The 19171-nt window shown below is 44.1% G+C and carries 17 protein-coding genes, 1 other RNA gene and 1 pseudogene; 9 read left to right on the top strand and 10 right to left on the bottom strand.

Annotated elements, in window-relative coordinates; translation table 11 throughout:
• Window positions 1–89 precede the first annotated feature (89 nt).
• Window positions 90–1685 carry an ABC-F family ATPase gene (locus tag L3V43_RS20495; RefSeq protein WP_010375453.1) on the top strand — a complete coding sequence of 532 codons (1596 nt, stop codon included), beginning with the start codon at window positions 90–92 and terminating at the stop codon, window positions 1683–1685.
• Between the two features lie 151 nt (window positions 1686–1836).
• Entirely contained in the window at window positions 1837–2067 is a 231-nt protein-coding gene (locus L3V43_RS20500) for a hypothetical protein (RefSeq protein ID WP_045965390.1), read from the top strand.
• Window positions 2068–2180: 113 nt separating this feature from the next.
• Here the strand turns inward: L3V43_RS20500 and L3V43_RS20505 are convergent, their stop codons facing one another.
• Window positions 2181–2942, bottom strand: coding sequence for a peptidylprolyl isomerase (locus L3V43_RS20505; RefSeq protein WP_102056545.1), 762 nt, complete (start codon window positions 2940–2942; stop codon window positions 2181–2183).
• 278 nt (window positions 2943–3220) lie between these two features.
• Between L3V43_RS20505 and L3V43_RS20510 the strand changes: the two genes are divergently transcribed.
• Both L3V43_RS20510 and L3V43_RS20515 read left to right on the top strand, forming a co-directional pair.
• Entirely contained in the window at window positions 3221–4477 is a 1257-nt protein-coding gene (locus tag L3V43_RS20510; protein ID WP_010606473.1) for an aromatic amino acid transport family protein, read from the top strand.
• 208 nt (window positions 4478–4685) lie between these two features.
• The gene (locus L3V43_RS20515) at window positions 4686–8891 is read left to right on the top strand and encodes a DEAD/DEAH box helicase (RefSeq protein WP_237117310.1); all 4206 of its coding nucleotides are present in this window, start codon (window positions 4686–4688) and stop codon (window positions 8889–8891) included.
• A 137-nt stretch (window positions 8892–9028) separates the two neighbouring features.
• On the opposite strand, the gene L3V43_RS20520 is transcribed toward L3V43_RS20515, so the two are convergent.
• Together L3V43_RS20520 and L3V43_RS20525 are read right to left on the bottom strand one after the other, a co-directional pair.
• Window positions 9029–10144, bottom strand: a complete 1116-nt coding sequence (locus L3V43_RS20520) for an amidohydrolase family protein (RefSeq protein WP_237117309.1) — start codon at window positions 10142–10144, stop codon at window positions 9029–9031.
• 23 nt (window positions 10145–10167) lie between these two features.
• Window positions 10168–10492: pseudogene (locus L3V43_RS20525) on the bottom strand (DUF962 domain-containing protein).
• Window positions 10493–10595: 103 nt separating this feature from the next.
• Between L3V43_RS20525 and L3V43_RS20530 the strand changes: the two are divergent.
• Window positions 10596–11069 carry a hypothetical protein gene (locus tag L3V43_RS20530; RefSeq protein WP_029215860.1) on the top strand — a complete coding sequence of 158 codons (474 nt, stop codon included), beginning with the start codon at window positions 10596–10598 and terminating at the stop codon, window positions 11067–11069.
• A gap of 94 nt (window positions 11070–11163) precedes the next feature.
• Here the strand turns inward: L3V43_RS20530 and L3V43_RS20535 are convergent, their stop codons facing one another.
• On the bottom strand, window positions 11164–12069 hold the full coding sequence (locus L3V43_RS20535) for an OmpA family protein (RefSeq protein ID WP_237117308.1): 906 nt from the start codon (window positions 12067–12069) through the stop codon (window positions 11164–11166).
• A gap of 164 nt (window positions 12070–12233) precedes the next feature.
• Between L3V43_RS20535 and rnt the strand changes: the two genes are divergently transcribed.
• A complete protein-coding gene (rnt, locus tag L3V43_RS20540; protein WP_010606467.1) occupies window positions 12234–12908 on the top strand; it encodes a ribonuclease T in 675 nt (224 codons plus the stop codon).
• Between the two features lie 46 nt (window positions 12909–12954).
• Here the strand turns inward: rnt and L3V43_RS20545 are convergent, their stop codons facing one another.
• The gene (locus L3V43_RS20545; protein WP_206471620.1) at window positions 12955–14607 is read right to left on the bottom strand and encodes a FapA family protein; all 1653 of its coding nucleotides are present in this window, start codon (window positions 14605–14607) and stop codon (window positions 12955–12957) included.
• Between the two features lie 331 nt (window positions 14608–14938).
• On the opposite strand from L3V43_RS20545, the gene L3V43_RS20550 reads away from it, so the two are divergent.
• The 3 genes from L3V43_RS20550 (at window position 14939) to ssrA (ending at window position 17421) form a co-directional block, all read left to right on the top strand.
• Complete coding sequence (locus tag L3V43_RS20550; protein ID WP_237117307.1) at window positions 14939–16090, top strand: DUF1887 family CARF protein; 1152 nt, start codon at window positions 14939–14941, stop codon at window positions 16088–16090.
• Between the two features lie 328 nt (window positions 16091–16418).
• Complete coding sequence (locus L3V43_RS20555; protein ID WP_237117306.1) at window positions 16419–16886, top strand: hypothetical protein; 468 nt, start codon at window positions 16419–16421, stop codon at window positions 16884–16886.
• 178 nt (window positions 16887–17064) lie between these two features.
• Window positions 17065–17421: a transfer-messenger RNA gene (ssrA, locus tag L3V43_RS20560) on the top strand.
• A gap of 130 nt (window positions 17422–17551) precedes the next feature.
• Here ssrA and L3V43_RS20565 read toward each other — a convergent pair.
• From L3V43_RS20565 to L3V43_RS20585, 5 genes are all read right to left on the bottom strand, one after another.
• Entirely contained in the window at window positions 17552–17737 is a 186-nt protein-coding gene (locus tag L3V43_RS20565) for a hypothetical protein (RefSeq protein WP_237117305.1), read from the bottom strand.
• On the bottom strand, window positions 17712–18143 hold the full coding sequence (locus L3V43_RS20570; RefSeq protein WP_237117304.1) for a hypothetical protein: 432 nt from the start codon (window positions 18141–18143) through the stop codon (window positions 17712–17714). The genes L3V43_RS20565 and L3V43_RS20570 overlap by 26 nt, the downstream gene beginning before the upstream one ends.
• A 93-nt stretch (window positions 18144–18236) precedes the next feature.
• A complete protein-coding gene (locus L3V43_RS20575; protein WP_237117303.1) occupies window positions 18237–18419 on the bottom strand; it encodes a hypothetical protein in 183 nt (60 codons plus the stop codon).
• Entirely contained in the window at window positions 18416–18883 is a 468-nt protein-coding gene (locus L3V43_RS20580; protein ID WP_237117302.1) for a hypothetical protein, read from the bottom strand. Before L3V43_RS20580 ends, L3V43_RS20575 begins: the two co-directional genes overlap by 4 nt.
• A 9-nt stretch (window positions 18884–18892) precedes the next feature.
• On the bottom strand, window positions 18893–19171 hold the full coding sequence (locus L3V43_RS20585) for a hypothetical protein (protein ID WP_237117301.1): 279 nt from the start codon (window positions 19169–19171) through the stop codon (window positions 18893–18895).

Below are 19171 nucleotides of genomic sequence, written 5' to 3' on the forward strand. Positions count from 1 at the left end.
AAGTAATGTGTGAGTTAGCCAAACTTTTTACATCATTTGTCACCCATAAATGATAGGATCGCCGCAATTGTCAGTAATGAGTCAAATTTATGCTTTCGTGTAACAACATCACTATGCAGTTTGGTGCAAAACCACTGTTTGAGAATATTTCCGTTAAGTTTGGTGACGGCAACCGCTATGGCCTAATAGGCGCTAACGGCTGCGGTAAATCCACCTTTATGAAAATCCTAAGCAAAGAGCTAGAGCCAAGTGCAGGTAACGTAAACTACGATCCAAACGAGCGCATCGCTAAGCTAAATCAGGATCAATTTGCCTACGAGCAATATACGGTTGTAGACACAGTGATCATGGGTCATAAAGAGCTGTGGGAAATCAAGCAAGAGCGCGATCGCATTTACTCATTACCAGAAATGAGCGAAGAAGACGGCATGCGTGTTGCCGACCTTGAAACGCAATTTGCTGAAATGGATGGCTATTCCGCAGAAGCAAAAGCGGGTGAATTACTCCTCGGTGTGGGTATTCCAACCGAGCAACATTATGGCTTGATGTCAGAAGTTGCTCCTGGCTGGAAATTGCGTGTACTACTTGCACAGGTATTATTTGCAGAGCCAGATATCATGCTCTTAGACGAACCAACCAACAACTTGGATATCTATACTATCAAGTGGTTGGAAGACGTATTGAATCAGCGTGATTGTACTATGATCATCATCTCGCACGACCGCCACTTCTTAAACTCAGTGTGTACACACATGGCGGATATCGACTATGGCGATCTGCGTATTTACTCAGGTAATTATGATGAATACATGTTTGCTGCGACGCAAGCTCGCGAGCGCCTGTTGTCAGACAATGCTAAGAAAAAGGCGCAAATCGCTGAGCTACAGCAGTTCGTTTCGCGCTTCTCTGCAAACGCCTCAAAAGCGAAGCAAGCGACATCTCGTGCTAAGCAAATTGACAAGATCCAACTGGAAGAAGTTAAAGCATCAAGTCGTCAAAATCCATTTATTCGCTTTGAGCAGGAAAAGCCGCTATTCCGTAACGCACTTGAGCTTATCTCACTATCACAAGGTTATGACGACACCCTATTCTCTGACCTAAATGGCCTTGTTGAAGTCGGCGAGAAAGTTGCCATCATCGGTGAAAATGGTGCCGGTAAAACGACACTACTCAACACCTTAGCAGGCCGTAAAGCGCCGCAAGCAGGTGAGTATAAATGGTCAGAAAACGCCAATATTGGTTACTATGCGCAAGACCATGCTGACGAATTTGAAAAAGATCTGGATCTTTTCCAATGGATGGAACAGTGGCAACAGCCAGGCGATGACGAGCAAGTCGTACGCGGCTTCCTTGGCCGTATGCTGTTCTCTCAAAACGACATCAAAAAGTCAGTTAAGGTGATCTCAGGTGGTGAACAAGGCCGTATGCTATTTGGTAAAATCATGATGCATAAGCCAAATATCCTACTAATGGACGAACCAACGAACCACATGGATATGGAATCAATCGAGTCTCTCAACTTGGCACTTGAACAATACGAAGGTACGTTATTCTTCGTATCGCACGACCGCCAATTTGTCTCATCACTCGCAACGCGTATTTGGGAAATTAAAGACGGTAAGATCACCGACTTCCATGGTACGTACGACGAATACCTCGCGAAGAAAGCGGCTGAAGCCGTATAAGATTAGACTGTGAAGGGCCAAATTGGCCCTTTTTATTTTCTCAAGCACAGCGGATCTTTGCCCCTCATAAACCAGCACAAAAAATAGACAAACCCGCAATTTTACTGTTAGGATTGTTCTCGCAAAAATTGGAATAATAAAAGGGTCGGCTATGGAACGTTTACAGAATATGTATTCGATAATGTTGCTGTCTAAGCTGAAAGCAAGCTTTCCAGAATCGTGCGATATCAATCACCACACTTTTTCACTCCCATACGTAGATCAACAACTACTCGAAGACGTTGTGACTACTCACCTCAATGAAGGGCTTATCCAAGTGGATGGCCGTGACCAGTATAGTTTGACGACAAAAGCGATTGCACTGTTTGGCGAAGACGAATAACTTAATAATAAAGAAATAAGCGCACCGAAGTGCGCTTCCAAGTTATTAACCTGAGATCAGGTTAACTAGGGACTGTGATGCTATCGTTAGCATCTGCAACCAAAGTAACTTGGTTACCTATGAAATCTACGTCTAAATCCGACAATACCTGCTAGCAACATAAGGCCGGCAAACATTGAACCGCCAGATGAATCAGAGTCAGTTGAAGGCTTATCAGGCACTTGATCAATCAAGGTATTTGCTTTTGGGCTTAAGCCTTGAGCTGATTTGGGATCATCATCTAGTACAGTAATTGCGTTTATGGTTACAAAGTTAGCTGCACCCGGCTCACTATTGCTATCTTTACACTGTTCATCAGTGAAGTTAACTAATGGCACATTACCACAACGAGGAATTTTAGCTATCGCTTCTATTATATCCATGCCACTGTCAGTCACCTGACCAAAGACCGTGAAGCCACCATTGTCAACGTCCAAATTTTTACTGTTGTCTACCAAGTTAAAGAACCATTGGCTTGTCGCACTATCAGGTCTATTTGCTACCTTTGCCATTGCAATAGTGCCTTTTACGTTAGACCATTTAGGTTCATTTTTTACAGCATCGTAAGTAGCGATGGCATCAAGAGGCACGTCTCCTTCATATTTGAAGCCACCACCTTGCACAACAAAATCTGGAATAACGCGGTGAATTACCGTATCAGAATAACGCCCGTTATCTACGTATTTCAAAAAGTTTTCCACGGTTTTAGGCGTACTTTCATCAAATAAATTGACCTGAAAGCTACCATGAGAAGTTTGAAATTCGACAATCGTTGCATTAGCAGCGAAGCTTCCCAACAAAGTTGAAGCGAGCAATAGAGAGTTTAGCTTGAACATACTTTTCCACTTGGTTATTTTAATTCTCTTTGCAAACTAGAATAAAAATTTATTTATAAGTCGGCTAGCAATTCATTGCCAGTGGTAACAATTAAGAACATTTGCAGACTTAGATTTACAATAACCGGTTAAGAACCCACCATACCTTGAGCAAGTTTTAGTCAAACAAACGTATTTCACCGCATAACTCCTCGGAGTAGACGGTTTATACATGCAACACTTCGTCATTTTTTATATGATGCGCCCGATTATAATTCTAAATCCAGGACAACAAGTATATGAGTAATTCCTCTGAAGCGATGATGGAGATGAATACCATCAGCGACGGGCGCTGGACCCAACACGACACACATTGGGTATTAAGTTTATTTGGCACTGCGGTCGGCGCAGGTATCTTATTCTTGCCAATTAACATAGGTATTGGTGGTTTTTGGCCACTCGTTATCATGACAGTGCTTGCCTTCCCTATGACCTATTTAGCACACCGAGGATTGGCCCGGTTCGTCCTTTCATCAAAGCAAAAAAATGCCGATTTTACGGATGTAGTAGAAGAGCACTTTGGCGCAGGTGCTGGCCGTTTAATTTCCTTACTTTACTTTTTCTCTATTTTTCCTATTTTGCTTATCTATGGTGTTGGCCTAACCAATACCGTCGACAGCTTTATTGTCAATCAACTTGGCTTTGAATCGCCATCTCGTATTTTACTCTCCGGTTTGCTCGTTGCCGGGATGATTGCCATTATGCTAGGCGGCGAAAAGCTGCTACTGCGTGCTTTTGCTATTTTGGTTTACCCGCTGGTTGGGGTATTACTGTTTTTGTCACTCTATTTAGTGCCTAACTGGCAAATGCCAGTGATAAGCACGCCTGACGTTGCGAGCTTAACCGAGTTGCTTTGGCTATCCGTTCCTATCGTAGTATTTTCATTTAGCCATGCAGCCGCTATATCTAGCTTTGCTAACGTGCAGCGTCGTCACTACAAAAGTGAGGCAGTTCAAAAATCAGAAGCGATCCTTCGTACGACCTCCATTATGTTGATAGTGTTTGTTTTGCTATTCGTGTTCTCCTGCGTATTCTCTCTAACACCAGAGCAAATGGAAGAAGCAAAATCGGCGAACGTCTCTGTTTTATCCTATTTAGCTAACGTGTATAACAATCCATTTATTGAAATGCTTGGCCCTCTTGTGGCATTTATCGCGATTACTTCGTCTTTCCTAGGCCACTTCCTTGGTGCACGCGAAAGCTTTAACGGCCTTGCAACCAAGCAAACGAGTATGAGCTACAAGCTTGCTGACAAGCTAGGCGTGGTATTTATGTTTGTTGCTATTTGGGTGTGCGCCGTATTAAACCCAAGTATTTTGGATATGATGGGGGCTATCTCAGGCCCGATTATTGCGATGATCTTGTTTATCATGCCAACCATTGCCGTGTTTAAAGTACCGGCACTACAAAAATACAAAAGCCACATTGGCACTTACTTTGTACTATTCGTCGGCTTGCTGGCGGTTTCTGCATTACTGTATAACATGCTAGGCTAACCAAAAGGGAGGCATCGCCTCCCTCACCTCCCTTTCTTTCTTGTTGCTTATCCTCATGGCAGTTCAGACTAAATATAGTACTAGTTTTCAGTGTATTGAATGAATCACCATAACCGAAAAATGAACTTTGACTGAGCTTATCCTCATGGCAGTTCAACCTATATTATGGTAGTTTTCAGTGTCTTAAATTGAATACTATAACCAAACGATGAATTTTGACTTTCCACCAGCAATTAACAAAGAAATCACAGCGCTAATCAATCAAGTGCATAACCTACCTGTGCACGAGCAAACGCTGTTGAGTGTGCTGGCGGTCGTCTATAAACCAGTTTCAGCAATCAAACTCAAACGCCTAGTTCAAGCACTCGTGGCAAAAGATATCATCCCCGAAAATGACTTTGAACAAGGTGTAAGTCATAGCCAAATTATGAAGTGGCGCTCAGACGGGTTAGTGACTTTTAACGAAGATGGAGTGCAAATAAATCTAAAACTCGCGACCAGTTTAAGCCATCGAGTCATGGCTGACGGCCAGTTTTTAGCAATCCTTAACGCTGCTGAAGAGTTTATCCCTGTATTGAATGCTTATGAATGGGAACGCCAATTTGCCGATGAACAGCGACTCATTCGAGACTTTTTATTTATCAACCAACTACCAAAAGCCCGCAATCATTTAGAACTGGCGAAAGACCCACAGGCGGTGTGTCATAAGACCAATCAAGTGCTATTACCACTGTATTTTTATCCTTTTTCAGTTGAAGGATTTTCGGCGCTTGCTGATGACTTGCAATATCAAGCTTTTGCAACTTTGCTCTATACCTTACTACAAGGTGGTCACAGCATCAGTTATGCACTTGAAATACTCACACAGGTTCAAGCAAAGACACAAAACCCGCTACTGACCTGTTTATTAGCAGAGTATCAAATCTATACCCTGCAATTGGATAAGGCTCAGGCGTTGGTAGCCAATATCCAAACCGCTTATAGTGCACAAATTATGGCAAGCATTGCTTTTTTACAACAACACGACGATATTATCGTTTGTTTTGAACAAGCATTAAAAGCCAAAGACAAAATCACCAAACGTAAAAAGCAGTACCTAGGTAGAACACTGGGTTTGTTTCATAAGTTGGCGTTATTGCAGCAAGCCAATAGCCATGATGCCGCATTATTTGACACCCTCTCTCAACAGCTTGAGTTTGAAAGCCAAGACAGCAAAGCGCCTTATAATAACTTCTTTGCCAATAACGTGCTGTTATACTGCGCAGAGAGCTTGTCGCAAAACAGTACCTACAGCAGCGCCCATTTAAATTATTCAAGTCTGAAGAAATCTCATGTTTTTGACTATTCCTTAGGTCGCTTGCTCGACTGCTTTGCACACTTCTGGTGTAATCAGAGCTTAGATGCCAAAGCGCTTGCCAGTCTCGACGACTGCATCGCAATTTTTGAGCGCCTCTCTTTACCTCTTTTTGCTGGGCTTGCAAAGCAGTTGATGCTGGCAATGCACGGTGAGCAATATCCGCTTGCGTTTAATCCCGAGCTTAATGTTAGTCACCTTGTTGCCAAAAAGACGGCGTGGGATCTGGCACTGGACAAGCTTATTGCGCTCAACCCGAACGCAAATACCAGCCAAGAAGTTGACGAACAATTTCGCCTGATTTGGCAAATTAGGCAAGGTCGCTTTGATATTGAGTTTTTAGCACGCGAGCAAAAGCGGGGTAAAACAGGCTGGGGAAAAGGTAAGCCAATTTCCTGCAAACAACTGAAACAACACCCTGAGCAATTTAGTTATATCAGCCAATCTGATAAAAAGCTGATCGACGCCATCGCACCACAGTCAGGTTATGGCTACAATGGTCGTGCGGACTACACCCTTGCTGGAATTCCAGCGTTAAAAGCCGCAGTCGGCGCCACCAACCTATACCATGAAGAAGACTTAAAACAAGCCATTACCATTGCCGAGAAATCTCCCGAGTTACACATCCGTCAACATGGCGACGATCTGCTACTCTCTATTCCTAATTTACCCAGCTATTTTGGTCAACCGCAAACCTACTCATTTACTCAGCAAGCTGAGCATCACTACGAGTTTATTGTGTTTAACCAGTCACATATACAGGTCGCTGAGATTATTGGCGAGTCTGGATTAACCGTGCCTACCAGTGCAAAACAAAAGGTGCTATCGAGTATTAAAGCCATCGCACCTTATCTTAATGTACAGTCTGATTTAGCTGATATAGATACTGGGCTGGATAGTATCGAGGCGCAATCGGCGCTTGTTATTAACATTCAACCTTATCATCAAGGCCTCGATTTTCACTGTGTGGTCATGCCCTTTGGCGAAAAAGGGCCGATTTTTCATCCAGGATACGGTATTGCTACTGTCAGCGCCGAAATTGATGGTAAGCGCTTATCCACCACCCGAAACTTGTTACTTGAGCAGCAAAGATTGGATGAGTTAGATACGCACTGTCCGCTATTTTTGGAGATGACGGATAATCGCTTAAGTTTAGCCGAAATGGATGAAGCGCTAGAGGTGCTGCAAGAACTTGAGCTGGTGATTAATCAAGAGCCTTGCCCTATGGCACTCAAGCTCAGATGGCCTAAAGGCAAAAAGGTTAAGCTCAGTAGCAAGCTCGAAAGCCAACATTTGCAACTTGCCATGAGCAAGAAAAATGAATGGTTCGACATGACCGGCGAGCTACAAGTAAGTAATGACCAAGTTATCGAACTTAAACAGCTTCTAAAAATGGTTGCCACCAGCAATGGCCGCTTTATTGCGCTGGACGGTGAGCAAGTACTCGCGCTTTCAAGTGACTTAAAAGCGCAACTTGACCAGCTCAATAACGCGACCGAGGGCGGAAAGTTTCACCCGTTAGCCGCGCCTTTAATTGCTGAAGCCACCACAGGAATGCGGATGAAAACCTTGCCGGCTTGGGAAGAACAAAACGAAAAAATGCAGCAAGCCGTCGCATTGACTCCAACGCTTCCTTCAACATTACAAGCCGAGCTGCGCGACTACCAGCAGGCGGGATTTGACTGGGCAATGCGACTTGCCCATTGGGGTGCAGGTGCATGCCTTGCCGATGATATGGGATTGGGTAAAACCATCCAAGCGCTGGCGATGATATTGGCCCGTGCCAATGTCGGCCCGACGCTTGTCATCGCGCCAACATCGGTCTGCTTCAACTGGCAACAAGAAATCCAAAAGTTCGCTCCAACCTTGTCGGTGAAACTCTTTTCTGACTATCCACATTCTGATGCTAGAGCTGAGATGCTGAGCAACTTGCAACCACTGGATTGTGTGATATTAAGTTATGGTCTACTACAGCGCGAAGTTGATATCTTAAAGCCTATCGCTTTTGAAACCATTGTCGCCGATGAAGCCCAAGCGCTAAAAAATCCTTTAGCAAAACGTACTCAAGCCGCGTGCGCGCTCAAAGGCAAATTTAAGCTGATCACCACAGGGACCCCAATAGAAAATAACCTCACCGAGCTTTGGTCACTCTTTCGTTTTGTAAACCCAGGGTTGCTCGGTAACCTCAAACGCTTTAGCGAAAAGTTTTCCGCTCCCATTGAAAACGCCAATGAAGATAAGCTCGCAGCACACCGTGCCCGTAAAGGCCTAAAACACCTGATCCAGCCTTTTATTCTGCGCCGTATGAAGCATCAGGTATTAACTGAATTGCCACCACGCACTGAGATCAATGTACCAATTCAATTGAGCCAAGAAGAACAAACCTTTTACGAAGCGCTGCGCCAAAATGCCATTGACGAAATTTCACAGTCAACACAGCAAGACAGTGCCAATGAACAACGCTTTAAAATGCTGGCAGCGCTAACCCGCTTGCGCCAAGCCTGTTGTCATCCAAAACTGTTAATGGCAGAAAGTCAGATAACCAGCTCGAAATTAGCGGCATTGGATGAGCTTCTGACCGAGCTGCAAGAGAACAATCACAAGGCACTTATATTCAGTCAGTTTGTAGGCCATTTGCAACTTATCAAAGCTCGCTTGGAAAAACGCGGGATCAGGTTTCAATATTTAGATGGCAGCACCCCAAGCAAAGCACGTCAGAAGGCCGTGAATGCCTTTCAAAAAGGTGAAGGCGAGGTATTTTTAATTAGCCTCAAAGCCGGAGGCTCTGGTTTGAACCTTACCGCTGCAGATTATGTTATTCACATGGATCCTTGGTGGAATCCTGCGGTTGAAGAGCAAGCGTCAGACCGCGCACATAGAATGGGACAAACACGCCCCGTTACTATTTATCGCTTAATTGCCAAAGGCACGATTGAAGAGCAAATTGTCGAGCTCCATCACCATAAAAAAGACCTCGCGGATCAATTGCTCGCAAACACCGACAAAGTGATGAAGCTAGACGTAAACGATGTGCTATCCATGCTCAAGGAGACGCTGTAATACCAATTGAATTAATTCTCCAATCAATTTGAAGAGTGAAATATCATATTAGCTTCGTTAAAAATTTCTCATTTAGAACAACTAAATAGCAAAATTTTTGCCTTGCTACTAAAGCTATTTCCCCGCTTCAAAATAGCTCATTTACTTAATACAATTGGTATAATACAAATCTCTGGCGCGCGATAAGGTAAATCTAATAGCGAAAAGTAGTTTTGACCTAAGGCGATCTGGCGAAAAGCATTGTCATCAAGTTCGGCGAGAATTCGGCTATTGATATCGACTTCTTCTAAATAATCGAAAAAGCGTTTATTTTTACTAGCGACGAAGTCACTGCCTGGCAAAAAACGCTCAGCATGGGCATTAATAAATTCAACATACTGCCCCTGAATTTTCGGGTCACCAAAATAATAGTCGTACAAAATCCGCCATGACAGATCGGCCTTTAGGTTTTTATATTGGGAGAATAACCGCTCCATGGTGTTTATGTGTAGCTCCGGATCAATTTGGCTTAGCTCTTTTGATACTCCCATGTGCATCCAAATAATATCGTTTTCTGGGTAGCGCTTTAGCACTTCCTCAAGCAAAGGTAAGTATTTAAGTGGCGTGTTGTTATCGCCTAAGTCAGCGTGCAGAGCAAGCGGAATACGCTTTTCTTTTAGCACAGCCATAAATGGCTGCCACTTGGCGATAGTCTCTTTTTCTACCGCTTGATGCCCATTACCAAAATGCGCTGCTTTAACTAAATTCACTTCTCCCATCCAACGAAATAAGTCACCAAACTCGCCTTCAAGTAGTGCCATTTTTGGCAAAATAGTCTCTGGTTTGTGTAAGTCAGCAAAGGTCATAGACAAGGTTATATGCACGTTATCTGCGCCATATTTAAGATAATTGCTCGCATTTTTAAAGTCATTTTGAATGCTGGGTGAAATCAACTGGCTGTAGCACCCACGCTCACCAAAGCAATCGGACTTTCGCTCGTAGGTTTGACCAATGCCATAAACATTGATAAACACCACCCCCACACGCTCTGCCCAAGTAACGAGCTTATCAAACGGGACCGCATCTCCCCGAAATGGCTGAAAATGGTGATGAGAATCAACGGCAAAATAACTAGATTGCGCCTTGCGGTCGTAGCACTGAGTATTATCTACACTAAAAGTTGCTAGCGTGCGTGTGCCAGTGGCTGACACACTTTGGCAACCAGCCAGTAAAACGGCACAGCTCATAGCAATAACACTTTGTTTTACATTCATTTTTATTATCTACTGAGTCTCCTTTACCAAGGTACTTTACCACGGATAATGTCCTTGTACATGACCCAGTCACCCATCAAGCTATACAGTGGATATTGAAATGTCGCAGGCTTATTTTTTTCAAAAAAGAAATGCCCCACCCAAGCAAAACCATAACCCGCGATTGGCAACAACCATAGTAAAGACCAATATGCAAAAACCAGCGCAAAGAGCAAAGAGCAAAACCAAGAGCACTAAGGTTGAGCCAATAAAATGCAAGCGACGACAGGTTTTGTTTTTGTGCTCCGCGAGATAATAAGGGTAAAACGATGCAAAAGAATTGAACTCTTTGTTATTATTTTTGGTCATGAGAGTATGCGATTCGTTATTCGACTGTAATACTCAGCATAGTGCAAAGTATTTACGTTGAAAATAAAAAAGGAATGAGCGTGGCAACAGGCTCAAAAACAGTATGTTGAAACCCCTAATGATGATCACCGCTGCTATGCTGCTCCAAGCTTGCAACGACACCGCCCCAACTACAAAATCAGAGGCAACGATGAATGCACAAAGTAACATTCAATGCAGTGTGAGTAAGGGTTCCGACTCAGGTATGACCTACCCCATTAATTTCACTTTTACCAACGCAGGCCATAATGATGAAAAGTTTCTAATTTGGCATACCCCTTTTGAAGGCTGGTGGAGCCAATTTTTAGAGGTAACACAAAATGGTAAGTCGCTTAATTATCAAGGACCCATGGCGAAACGACTCGCGCCGACAGCCAATGAATTTATGACCCTAAATGCTGGGCAAAGTAAAAGCGTAGAATTAGATTTAGCACTGGCTTATGAGATAAACACCGCACAGCCCATTACCATCACCTATCACAATCAGCTAAGCCATGCCAATGCATTAAAAGCGTCATGTAGTACGGTATTAGAATAAAACCGATATCAGCACCGTGTCTCGGCTTGTAGGTCGGCTTTTAAGCCGACAACCCAACTAACCAACAACCCACTACAAAACCAAAACCCCAACATCAAGGTCTTGAAATTTGGATCACGACTCGACGGTTCTTACCGCGACCAATAGCATTGTCGTTGGTATCAATATGGCGTTTTTCGCCAAAGCCGTCAGTCATAATCTTATTCTCTTCAACCCCTAAGCTCGCCATATATGATTTAATCGCCTCGGCACGTTTCTTTGACAACCTCAGGTTGGTATCACGGCCGCCATAACTATCGCTATAGGCCGAAATATAAATTTGCTCAATTTTCGAGTCATTTTTAAGATATTCGCCGATCATATCCAAGCGTTTGCGTGACGACTTTGTCAGTTCGCTGGAATTTTTCTTGTAATTCATCACCGTAAAAGCGATGTCTTCAAAGCTGTATGGCAACAAGTTATCGCGACATTGTAAGAACGCCCAATATGCCTGTTTAAAGTTCACTGACGACAAAGAAACTGAGATTTTATCTACGTCGTTGTGCCAATCTTTATAATAAAAAGTGGGAAAGTAGCCCTTTTCAAGCTCAGTCAGCAACAGCCACGCGACGTCATTTTCAAGTTCACCGTCAAATTTTTTCAGTAATTTCATTTGCCCGATGCTTCTTGCCGGTTTGCCGGCTCGCCAAAGCGGTGGCACCGATTCAAGTCCTGCAAAATCGTAACTTTCAGGACGTACCATCATATCAAGGTTAAAGGTTAAGTCTTTATTTTTACTGGCATTACTTGAAAATATAGCTTCACCGTAATACGGAACTTCATGATTAAGCGCACAACTCAAGCGATTGTTTTGGTCAACATTCCAATGTGATGAATCAGCTTCGGCAGCGTATTGCCGCATTGCAGCCTCGCTATTAAAGGTAATGGCGCATAACGATATACCAACCCAACCTACTGATTTATATAACTTGATCACCCCACACCTCACAACATCAACCATTAATCTACATGCGCTCAACACGCCAAAAACTAGAGCTTATCTCTACCAATTCGCGCTATTTAGAGTTAAGCAATAAATGTACCATACTAAGCGCTCTCAAGCTGCTCGCTTCTTGTCGAGGTATCAGTATAATAGGCCGCTAAATTTCACAAACCAAGAAGATTATGTCTGATACCGAGCAAACCCTATTTTCAAAACGCTTTCGCGGCTTCTTTCCTGTAGTTATCGACGTGGAAACCGCTGGCTTTAATAAAGATACTGACGCCCTACTAGAAATTGCCGTCAGTATGTTAAAAATGGACGATGACGGGGTATTAAGCTTAGATCAGACAGTACACTTTCATGTTGCGCCTTTTGAAGGCGCAAATATTGAGCAAGCTGCGATTGACTTTAATGGCATTGATCCATTTTCACCACTCAGAGGCGCAGTTGCGGAAGATGAAGTGCTGAAAGAAATTTGCAAAGCCGTGCGTAAAGCCCAAAAAGCCGCGGGCTGTCAACGCTCCGTTGTCGTTGCCCATAATGCCGCTTTTGATCACGGTTTTTTAAATGCAGCGATTGAGCGTAACAAGATAAAGCGCACACCTTTTCACCCATTTGTCAGCTTTGACACCACTTCACTTGCCGGGCTTGCTCTAGGGCAAACGGTGCTTGCAAAGGCATGTCGTGCAGCAGGTATCGAGTTCGATAACAGTCAAGCACACAGTGCACTTTACGACACAGAGCGCACCGCAGAGCTCTTTTGCTACATAGTCAACAAGTGGCAAGCATTAGGTGGCTGGCCATTACCAGAGCCTGAAGCCGAGTCAGAACCTGATTCAACAACCGACACCGAATAATAAAAATGCCAGCAAATCCAGCTGGCATTTTTATAAGTGCTCGTTTTTAAGCTATTTCTGCGGTTTTGGCAGTCGTAAACTGCTGCATGATCTTACCTTCATGCAATTTAACGAAATTAGGCGGGTAAATTCGTGAAAACAGTTTAGTGTCTCTCGCTATTTTCACTTCAGTTCCGGGGTGCATGAGCTCATTAACAGTGACTCGACTCAAGCGTGCTAATCGATGTATTTTTTGCTGTATTAACCCGATGTTACGCTGATTACGGCCGTAATGTTTGTTGATTTGCATTTCGCTGTGCTGCAACTTGGCAAGATATGCATCTCGTTTTTGCGATTGCGGCGACGCCTGTGCTTTATTCATGGCTTGTTTAATATCGATGACTTTGGACGCCAGCACCTTTTCCAACTCCACTAATTCGCGGTGCTTATCGTGCAAACTATCCCAATCTTGGGCTAATGAAATACGCGTTCTTGTGCCTGATGGTGCTCCAAGTTCACCCGTTTCAATACGCATGGCATCCAATACATTTCCGCCAATCAGCTTGCCTCTGGGGGTTTCACCTTTACCGATTTTGATTAAACGCTTGGAAGCCAAGTCACAATGCAAGGCTTGACGTTCAATGAGAATATCTTGTTCGCTTTCAATTCGGCAGTACTGCGCATAGCCTAACGAAACACTGCGCTTTGCTTTAATCGAACACGAAAAAGGTTCGCCTTCGGTGCGCTTACGACCAATGGTGCCAAGCATTATCGTGACCGCGCTACCACTTTCAAGAATGGCCGATTCCACAAAGCCAATAACAGTAATATCGCCCGAAGCCTTAACACGCATTCCATCTTTAATATCACCGCTCACAATCACGCTGCCATCAAACTCAACATGCCCAGTCGTCACATCAATGTTTTCATAACACAGCACATCGTCAACACGCATGCCACGAGGAACGGCTACAGGCACGCCTTTTGAATCGGCAATAAGCAGGTTCTTATCGTTGGGATCGAGCTTGGTGCCTTCTGACACCTCAAGTGGCGCGTCTTTTCCTGGTTTAGGGTCAATCACGTCACCAAACACGGTATAGCCCGGCTCGCCTTCAGTTGGCGGGACTTTTTTCATTAATGGGCTGCCCGGCTTTACGGTGATGATAGCACCTAAGTTGCGCATATCGACCTTACCGCCGCTCGATTCTTGCGGGCTGAGCACTCTGTCCTGCGCTGTCATACACAGGCGCACAAACCGTGCGTCATTGCCATCTTTGGCTCGTTGACCATGCGCAACAATACCATTGTAAGTGTGTCCAGGAGGGAGTTCTAACTGCTGACCGAGAAGATTATCGAGGGCTTTGCCACTGACACCTTTTTTAATACCAGCTTGCTTTAATGCTTGTTTGGCTTTGTTCATACAAACCAACTTACCGCCTCGGGCTGTGGTTACTCTCGCTTCGGCAAGCATATTGCCTTCTTCAATACGCACAGAAATAGACGCATCGATAGCGCGAGCCACAATCAGCGAGTCCTGCTCGGGCGTCTCACTAGCAGCAAATAATTGACCTATATTGGCATGAATGATTTCAAAATCCGCATATGGCGACTCCTCAATCATCTCTATCAATTGAGACGAGCTCGCCGGAAATCCGGATTCCACTGGATGAGAGAGCAAGTAGACATAGCCCTCATCCTCATCAAAACGAAATAATGACATTCATCAACCCTGAAAAGTATGCACGATCTTATTGTTATGTTGTTATTTTTAATGCAGCGAACTCATTTGAGCATAACTTCGCCAAATTGTTAAGCTTAACATTACCTGAACTGCTACAAATTATAAATGAATGTAAATCATTCCGTGCATTAAAAGTACAACTTATTATTTTCCTTAGATTTATCGACTTTACAGTGCAGAACTTTAGACAAACTTTGGGATTTCACGCCAAATGGCGGCAAATTCATAACTAAGTATTACTCTGTTTTACACTTGCCGTTTTATAGGGTAATTTCATCTTTCATGAAGGACATAACTTTTACGGACAGTCATGACAAAGCACGTACACCTTAGTTTTATCGACACTAACTTTATTAACACGCTTACACCTGTACTCGACCACAATATCGACTCGGATGAAATACTCTATTTAATAGAATCTCAACAACAACAAAACCTTGAAGATATTAAAAGAGTGTTGGGGCCAAGAGGGGTAAAAGTACATCACGCCCTTATTCCTACCAGCCGAGATAGTGACACCTTAATCGACAGCTTCCACCAGCTCATTGATACCCTAATTAGCGAACAACCAGATACCCAATTTGTGTTTAATGCCAGTTGCGGCGACCGCCAACACTTACTTTCGATGTATGAGGTGATCCGCGCCTATCCAATAGAATGTTTTATCATTGAACCCGAGCGCGACGAACTTCACTGGCTTGTACCAACAGAGCGAGTCAACACCATCCTTGCCGATAAATTAAAGATACGCGATTTTTTTAACCTCATCGACGGCGATATCACCGAAATTGCAAATGAGGGTATCGTTGATATTCGCTATCGCCAGCTCGGTGCCAAATGGGCAACCAGTCAAACAGATTTTAGCCATGCTCTCGCCCAGCTCAACTACCTCGCTGCCAGCAGCGAAGATAATGCACTTATTAGTGAGCCTTTGAGTCGCAGCCAAATGAATAGCCCAAGTTTGCAAACACTCATTGACGATTTAGAAGATGCTAACGTCGCCACAAGGCAAGACGACAAATTAAAGTTTGCTAATGAAGGCGCTCGTTTTTTTGCCAACGGTGGCTGGCTAGAAGAATATGTTTACGCCACGCTCCTCAGCCTAAAAAAAGAACTCACCATTTTACAAGATGTCGCTCAAGGCGTTGCGATTAAACGTCGCGTGGGGCAAGGCTATGTCAATAACGAGCTAGATATTGTGGCGCTCGCTAACAATAAGCTTCACCTTATTGAATGCAAAACCAAAAAGTTTAGTAAAGGGGAAGGCAACCAAGTGATATACAAACTTGATTCCCTCAGCGAGCTGTTTGGCGGCGTACAAGCAAGAGGCCTACTGGTGAGCTATCAAGGCATTAGAACCTCGGAAAGACTGCGCGCCAAAGCACTAGAAATTGGCCTGATCTGCGAAGACGACCTTAGCCAACTTAAAGATAGACTACGCAACTGGTTGCGCGGAGCGTAAACACAAAAGGCAACATATCCAGCGTTTGTTGGCGCTGCGTTTATCAACCCTACAAACACACAAAAGCGGTAGCGAGTGCGCCGCTTTCTGTCGCCGTACAATAATCCACTTTCCTTTTAGCACAACCCTATAACATGACTTTAGAGCTGAGTTCTGTCTGGTATCAATGCCTCCAACACCTTAACAGCGAAATTGCGTTTCGACCTTTATGGTTCATATCGGGATAAGTGAAAACGCACTCCTTGGCTAGAAGGTTTAAGCTTATTGAGCCACTTTTGGGCATAAACCTTGCTGAAGTTGTTATACATATTTCAGAAGGATTTGCTAAATGAAAGTTCAACACCAGGCAATGCTATATAATCAGGCTCAGGTGCGACGCGCGCAATCAATCGAAAATGAAGCGAAGGGAAGCGTTTTGCCAGCGTCAGAGGCAACAGATAGCCATACCAAAGAAGCGCAATTCGACTTTACCCACATCACCAAAAAAGAGCTTTCTCAAGCATCCAAAGCGCTGTATGACGAAGGAATATTGGATTTAGGGCAGCATGCTTCGCTTTCTTTACATTATTTTGCTGTTGAGCAAGGTCTAAGTCAGAGGAGTGGACTCCCCTCTCCTGCCGATATTTCACGAGCCGAGAATGAAAAAATCGACGTTATCGCCATGCAAAAAGCCAGCTTAAGAGAGGCCCGCCGGAGTGGCCGTTCAGAAACAGAAATTCAATTTTCTGAAAAGCTGCTCAATACTTTAGAGAACTATCAATATGGTGGCAAAGGACGATTCTTTGCAAGTGCTTAGTCGCATATATTCAACACTTACGGTCTTGTTCAACAATCGGTGAGTAATTAATCAAACACGCCTCTGCTTCGTTAAATCATCAGCAAATGGCATGATAAGCCATTGTAATGACATTAATCCTATGTATAATGCGAGACATAGTTAGATGTATAGACACTAACAGTACTGAATTTATTCAGGGGCTGATTAGGATTCGACGGGATTCAAGAAGCCTAAGGTGCATGTCGAGGTGCGGCTGGCCTCGTAAAAAAGCCGTATTTAAAGTAATCGCAAACGACGATAACTACGCTCTAGCGGCATAATAGCCCGCTAGCACTCCTCCATGATATTCTTGTGGATCTGGTTCTGGAGTGTCACCCTACACAAGATCGCTACGGAAACCCTGGCCGGGGTTGAAGGGCTAAAACTAAGCGGCCTCGCCTTTACTTATCGTGTTCGTCCGAGATTTAAAGGTTAACCAAAAGACGATACTAAACATGTAGGACCGAAGGTCGACGCTTTCCGGACGGGGGTTCAAATCCCCCCAGCTCCACCAAATAGCGACACTAAAACCCCATCAAAACACTGTTTTTGATGGGGTTTTTGTTTATTTATGGTTTGGGAATTGGTTCAATATGGGGTAGATCTGGGCTTGGAATGTCCCCAGTGTGCCCCCGAAATCGTATTCACTTTCCGAGTTTGATGCGCAACTCTTTGAGTTCATTCTGTAGGGCTTCGAGCCATTCTTTTAGGCTCTCTTGCTGTGTTTTTAGGTGAGTAATACTTTGCTTGTTTGTCACTATAACCGTTGTGACCATAACGGCCTGTGCAAGCAGAAAAGCAAAGTCACGTAGGTTTAGTGACATTTCCATTGTCAGCCCCTTTCCTTTTAAAGTTATGAATAAATTCAGGCACTACATTTTTAAGTGATGCGATACCCCACACCCCGCCGTTAATGGCAACCCATGTTTGCACTAGCCAGCTGGGAACAGATTCTAAGTTAGTAAAAATCTGGTTTCCGTGAGTTGGGCTGATCACCGTTATCAGTATTGGTGAGGTGAACATGAAATAGCTGATAAAGCGCAGAGTTTTGTCTTTATCTTGCAATGATGCCATTTCCCACTCATGGTTGTAGTCTTTCGTGCTTTGTGCAAGTCGGGCTTGGTTATTGATAATAGCCAAGTCTCGTTGATGTGCGGCTTGCTGCTTTTCGCCGCGATTTTTGAGCCACTGCGTAATAGGGCTGAAAACAACCCCAAGCCAGCTAAATTTACTCATCGTCCAAAATCCCTTTGGTTCGCTTTTTAATCTGGTAAACCACGAACGCGCCAAGTACCGCGCCCGTGATTGTTGTGATTAGCCATTTTGTGGTCATAGCCCATCCTTGATGCTGTTAGCCGACAATGATAGTCCTGTCACTGCGGCACCAACATAGAATGCATTTGGCATTTTACCTTTTCTAAGCGCTGTGGCTAACATTATCGTGAAAACAACTGAACCACTGACACCTAAAAGCAGTCTTATCCGCTTTTTATCTCGCCGTGATATTCTCATGCCAATGCAATCCCTTGTTTTGCCTGTTCAATGGTAAACGCGCCTTTTGCACCTTCCATGTTGGCCATGTGTAACATGAGTTCTGCATAGCGCTCGAGTGGTACGGTATCGCTCCAGAAATTCGTGATTGTTGGTTGTAAGTCCATCTTTTCGCGAATGTAGTTGATATAACCTTCTGTGTGGTTTTCGTTATCTGGCGCCCATCTGCTGACAATGCCCTCAATGGTGTCTAAACCGTGGTGGTTTCGGTATGTCATCAGCGTGCGATAAGCAGCCCGAAAGCCGTACTCAGGAGAGGTGAATTTTACAAATCCACCGCTATGCCCTGCTTTCCCCTCCCAATCCGTGCCATTTTCACGGATATTGAGCGGGTTATTGTTCCGAACGTTTAAGTTTGGTCGTTCCATTAAGAATATCCCTATTGCTACTACTGCAAATCCTATTGCGATTAGATGCTTAGGCATGGTCTATGCCTAAGCGGGTTTTGGGTAACGCTGTTTGATTTCGGCAACCTTGTCACGCCATGCTTGTTCCGCTTCTGGCGTTTGGTCATATTGCCATGCTAAAAATAGCGCATCCGCTTCGGCTCTATAGGCTTGTTGACGTTGCTGTAACACGGTGTTTAATTCATGCTTTGCCATTGCAGCTTTAATAAGTGCCGTTGCATCGTCAGTCGAATAACCTTTTTCCTTGAGGGCATCCAGACAGTTTTCATCTAGCGCAACATCGCCATTATTTGTATTTATAAACAT

The organism is Pseudoalteromonas sp. L23 (assembly GCF_021728455.1).
Classification (GTDB): Bacteria; Pseudomonadota; Gammaproteobacteria; order Enterobacterales; family Alteromonadaceae; genus Pseudoalteromonas.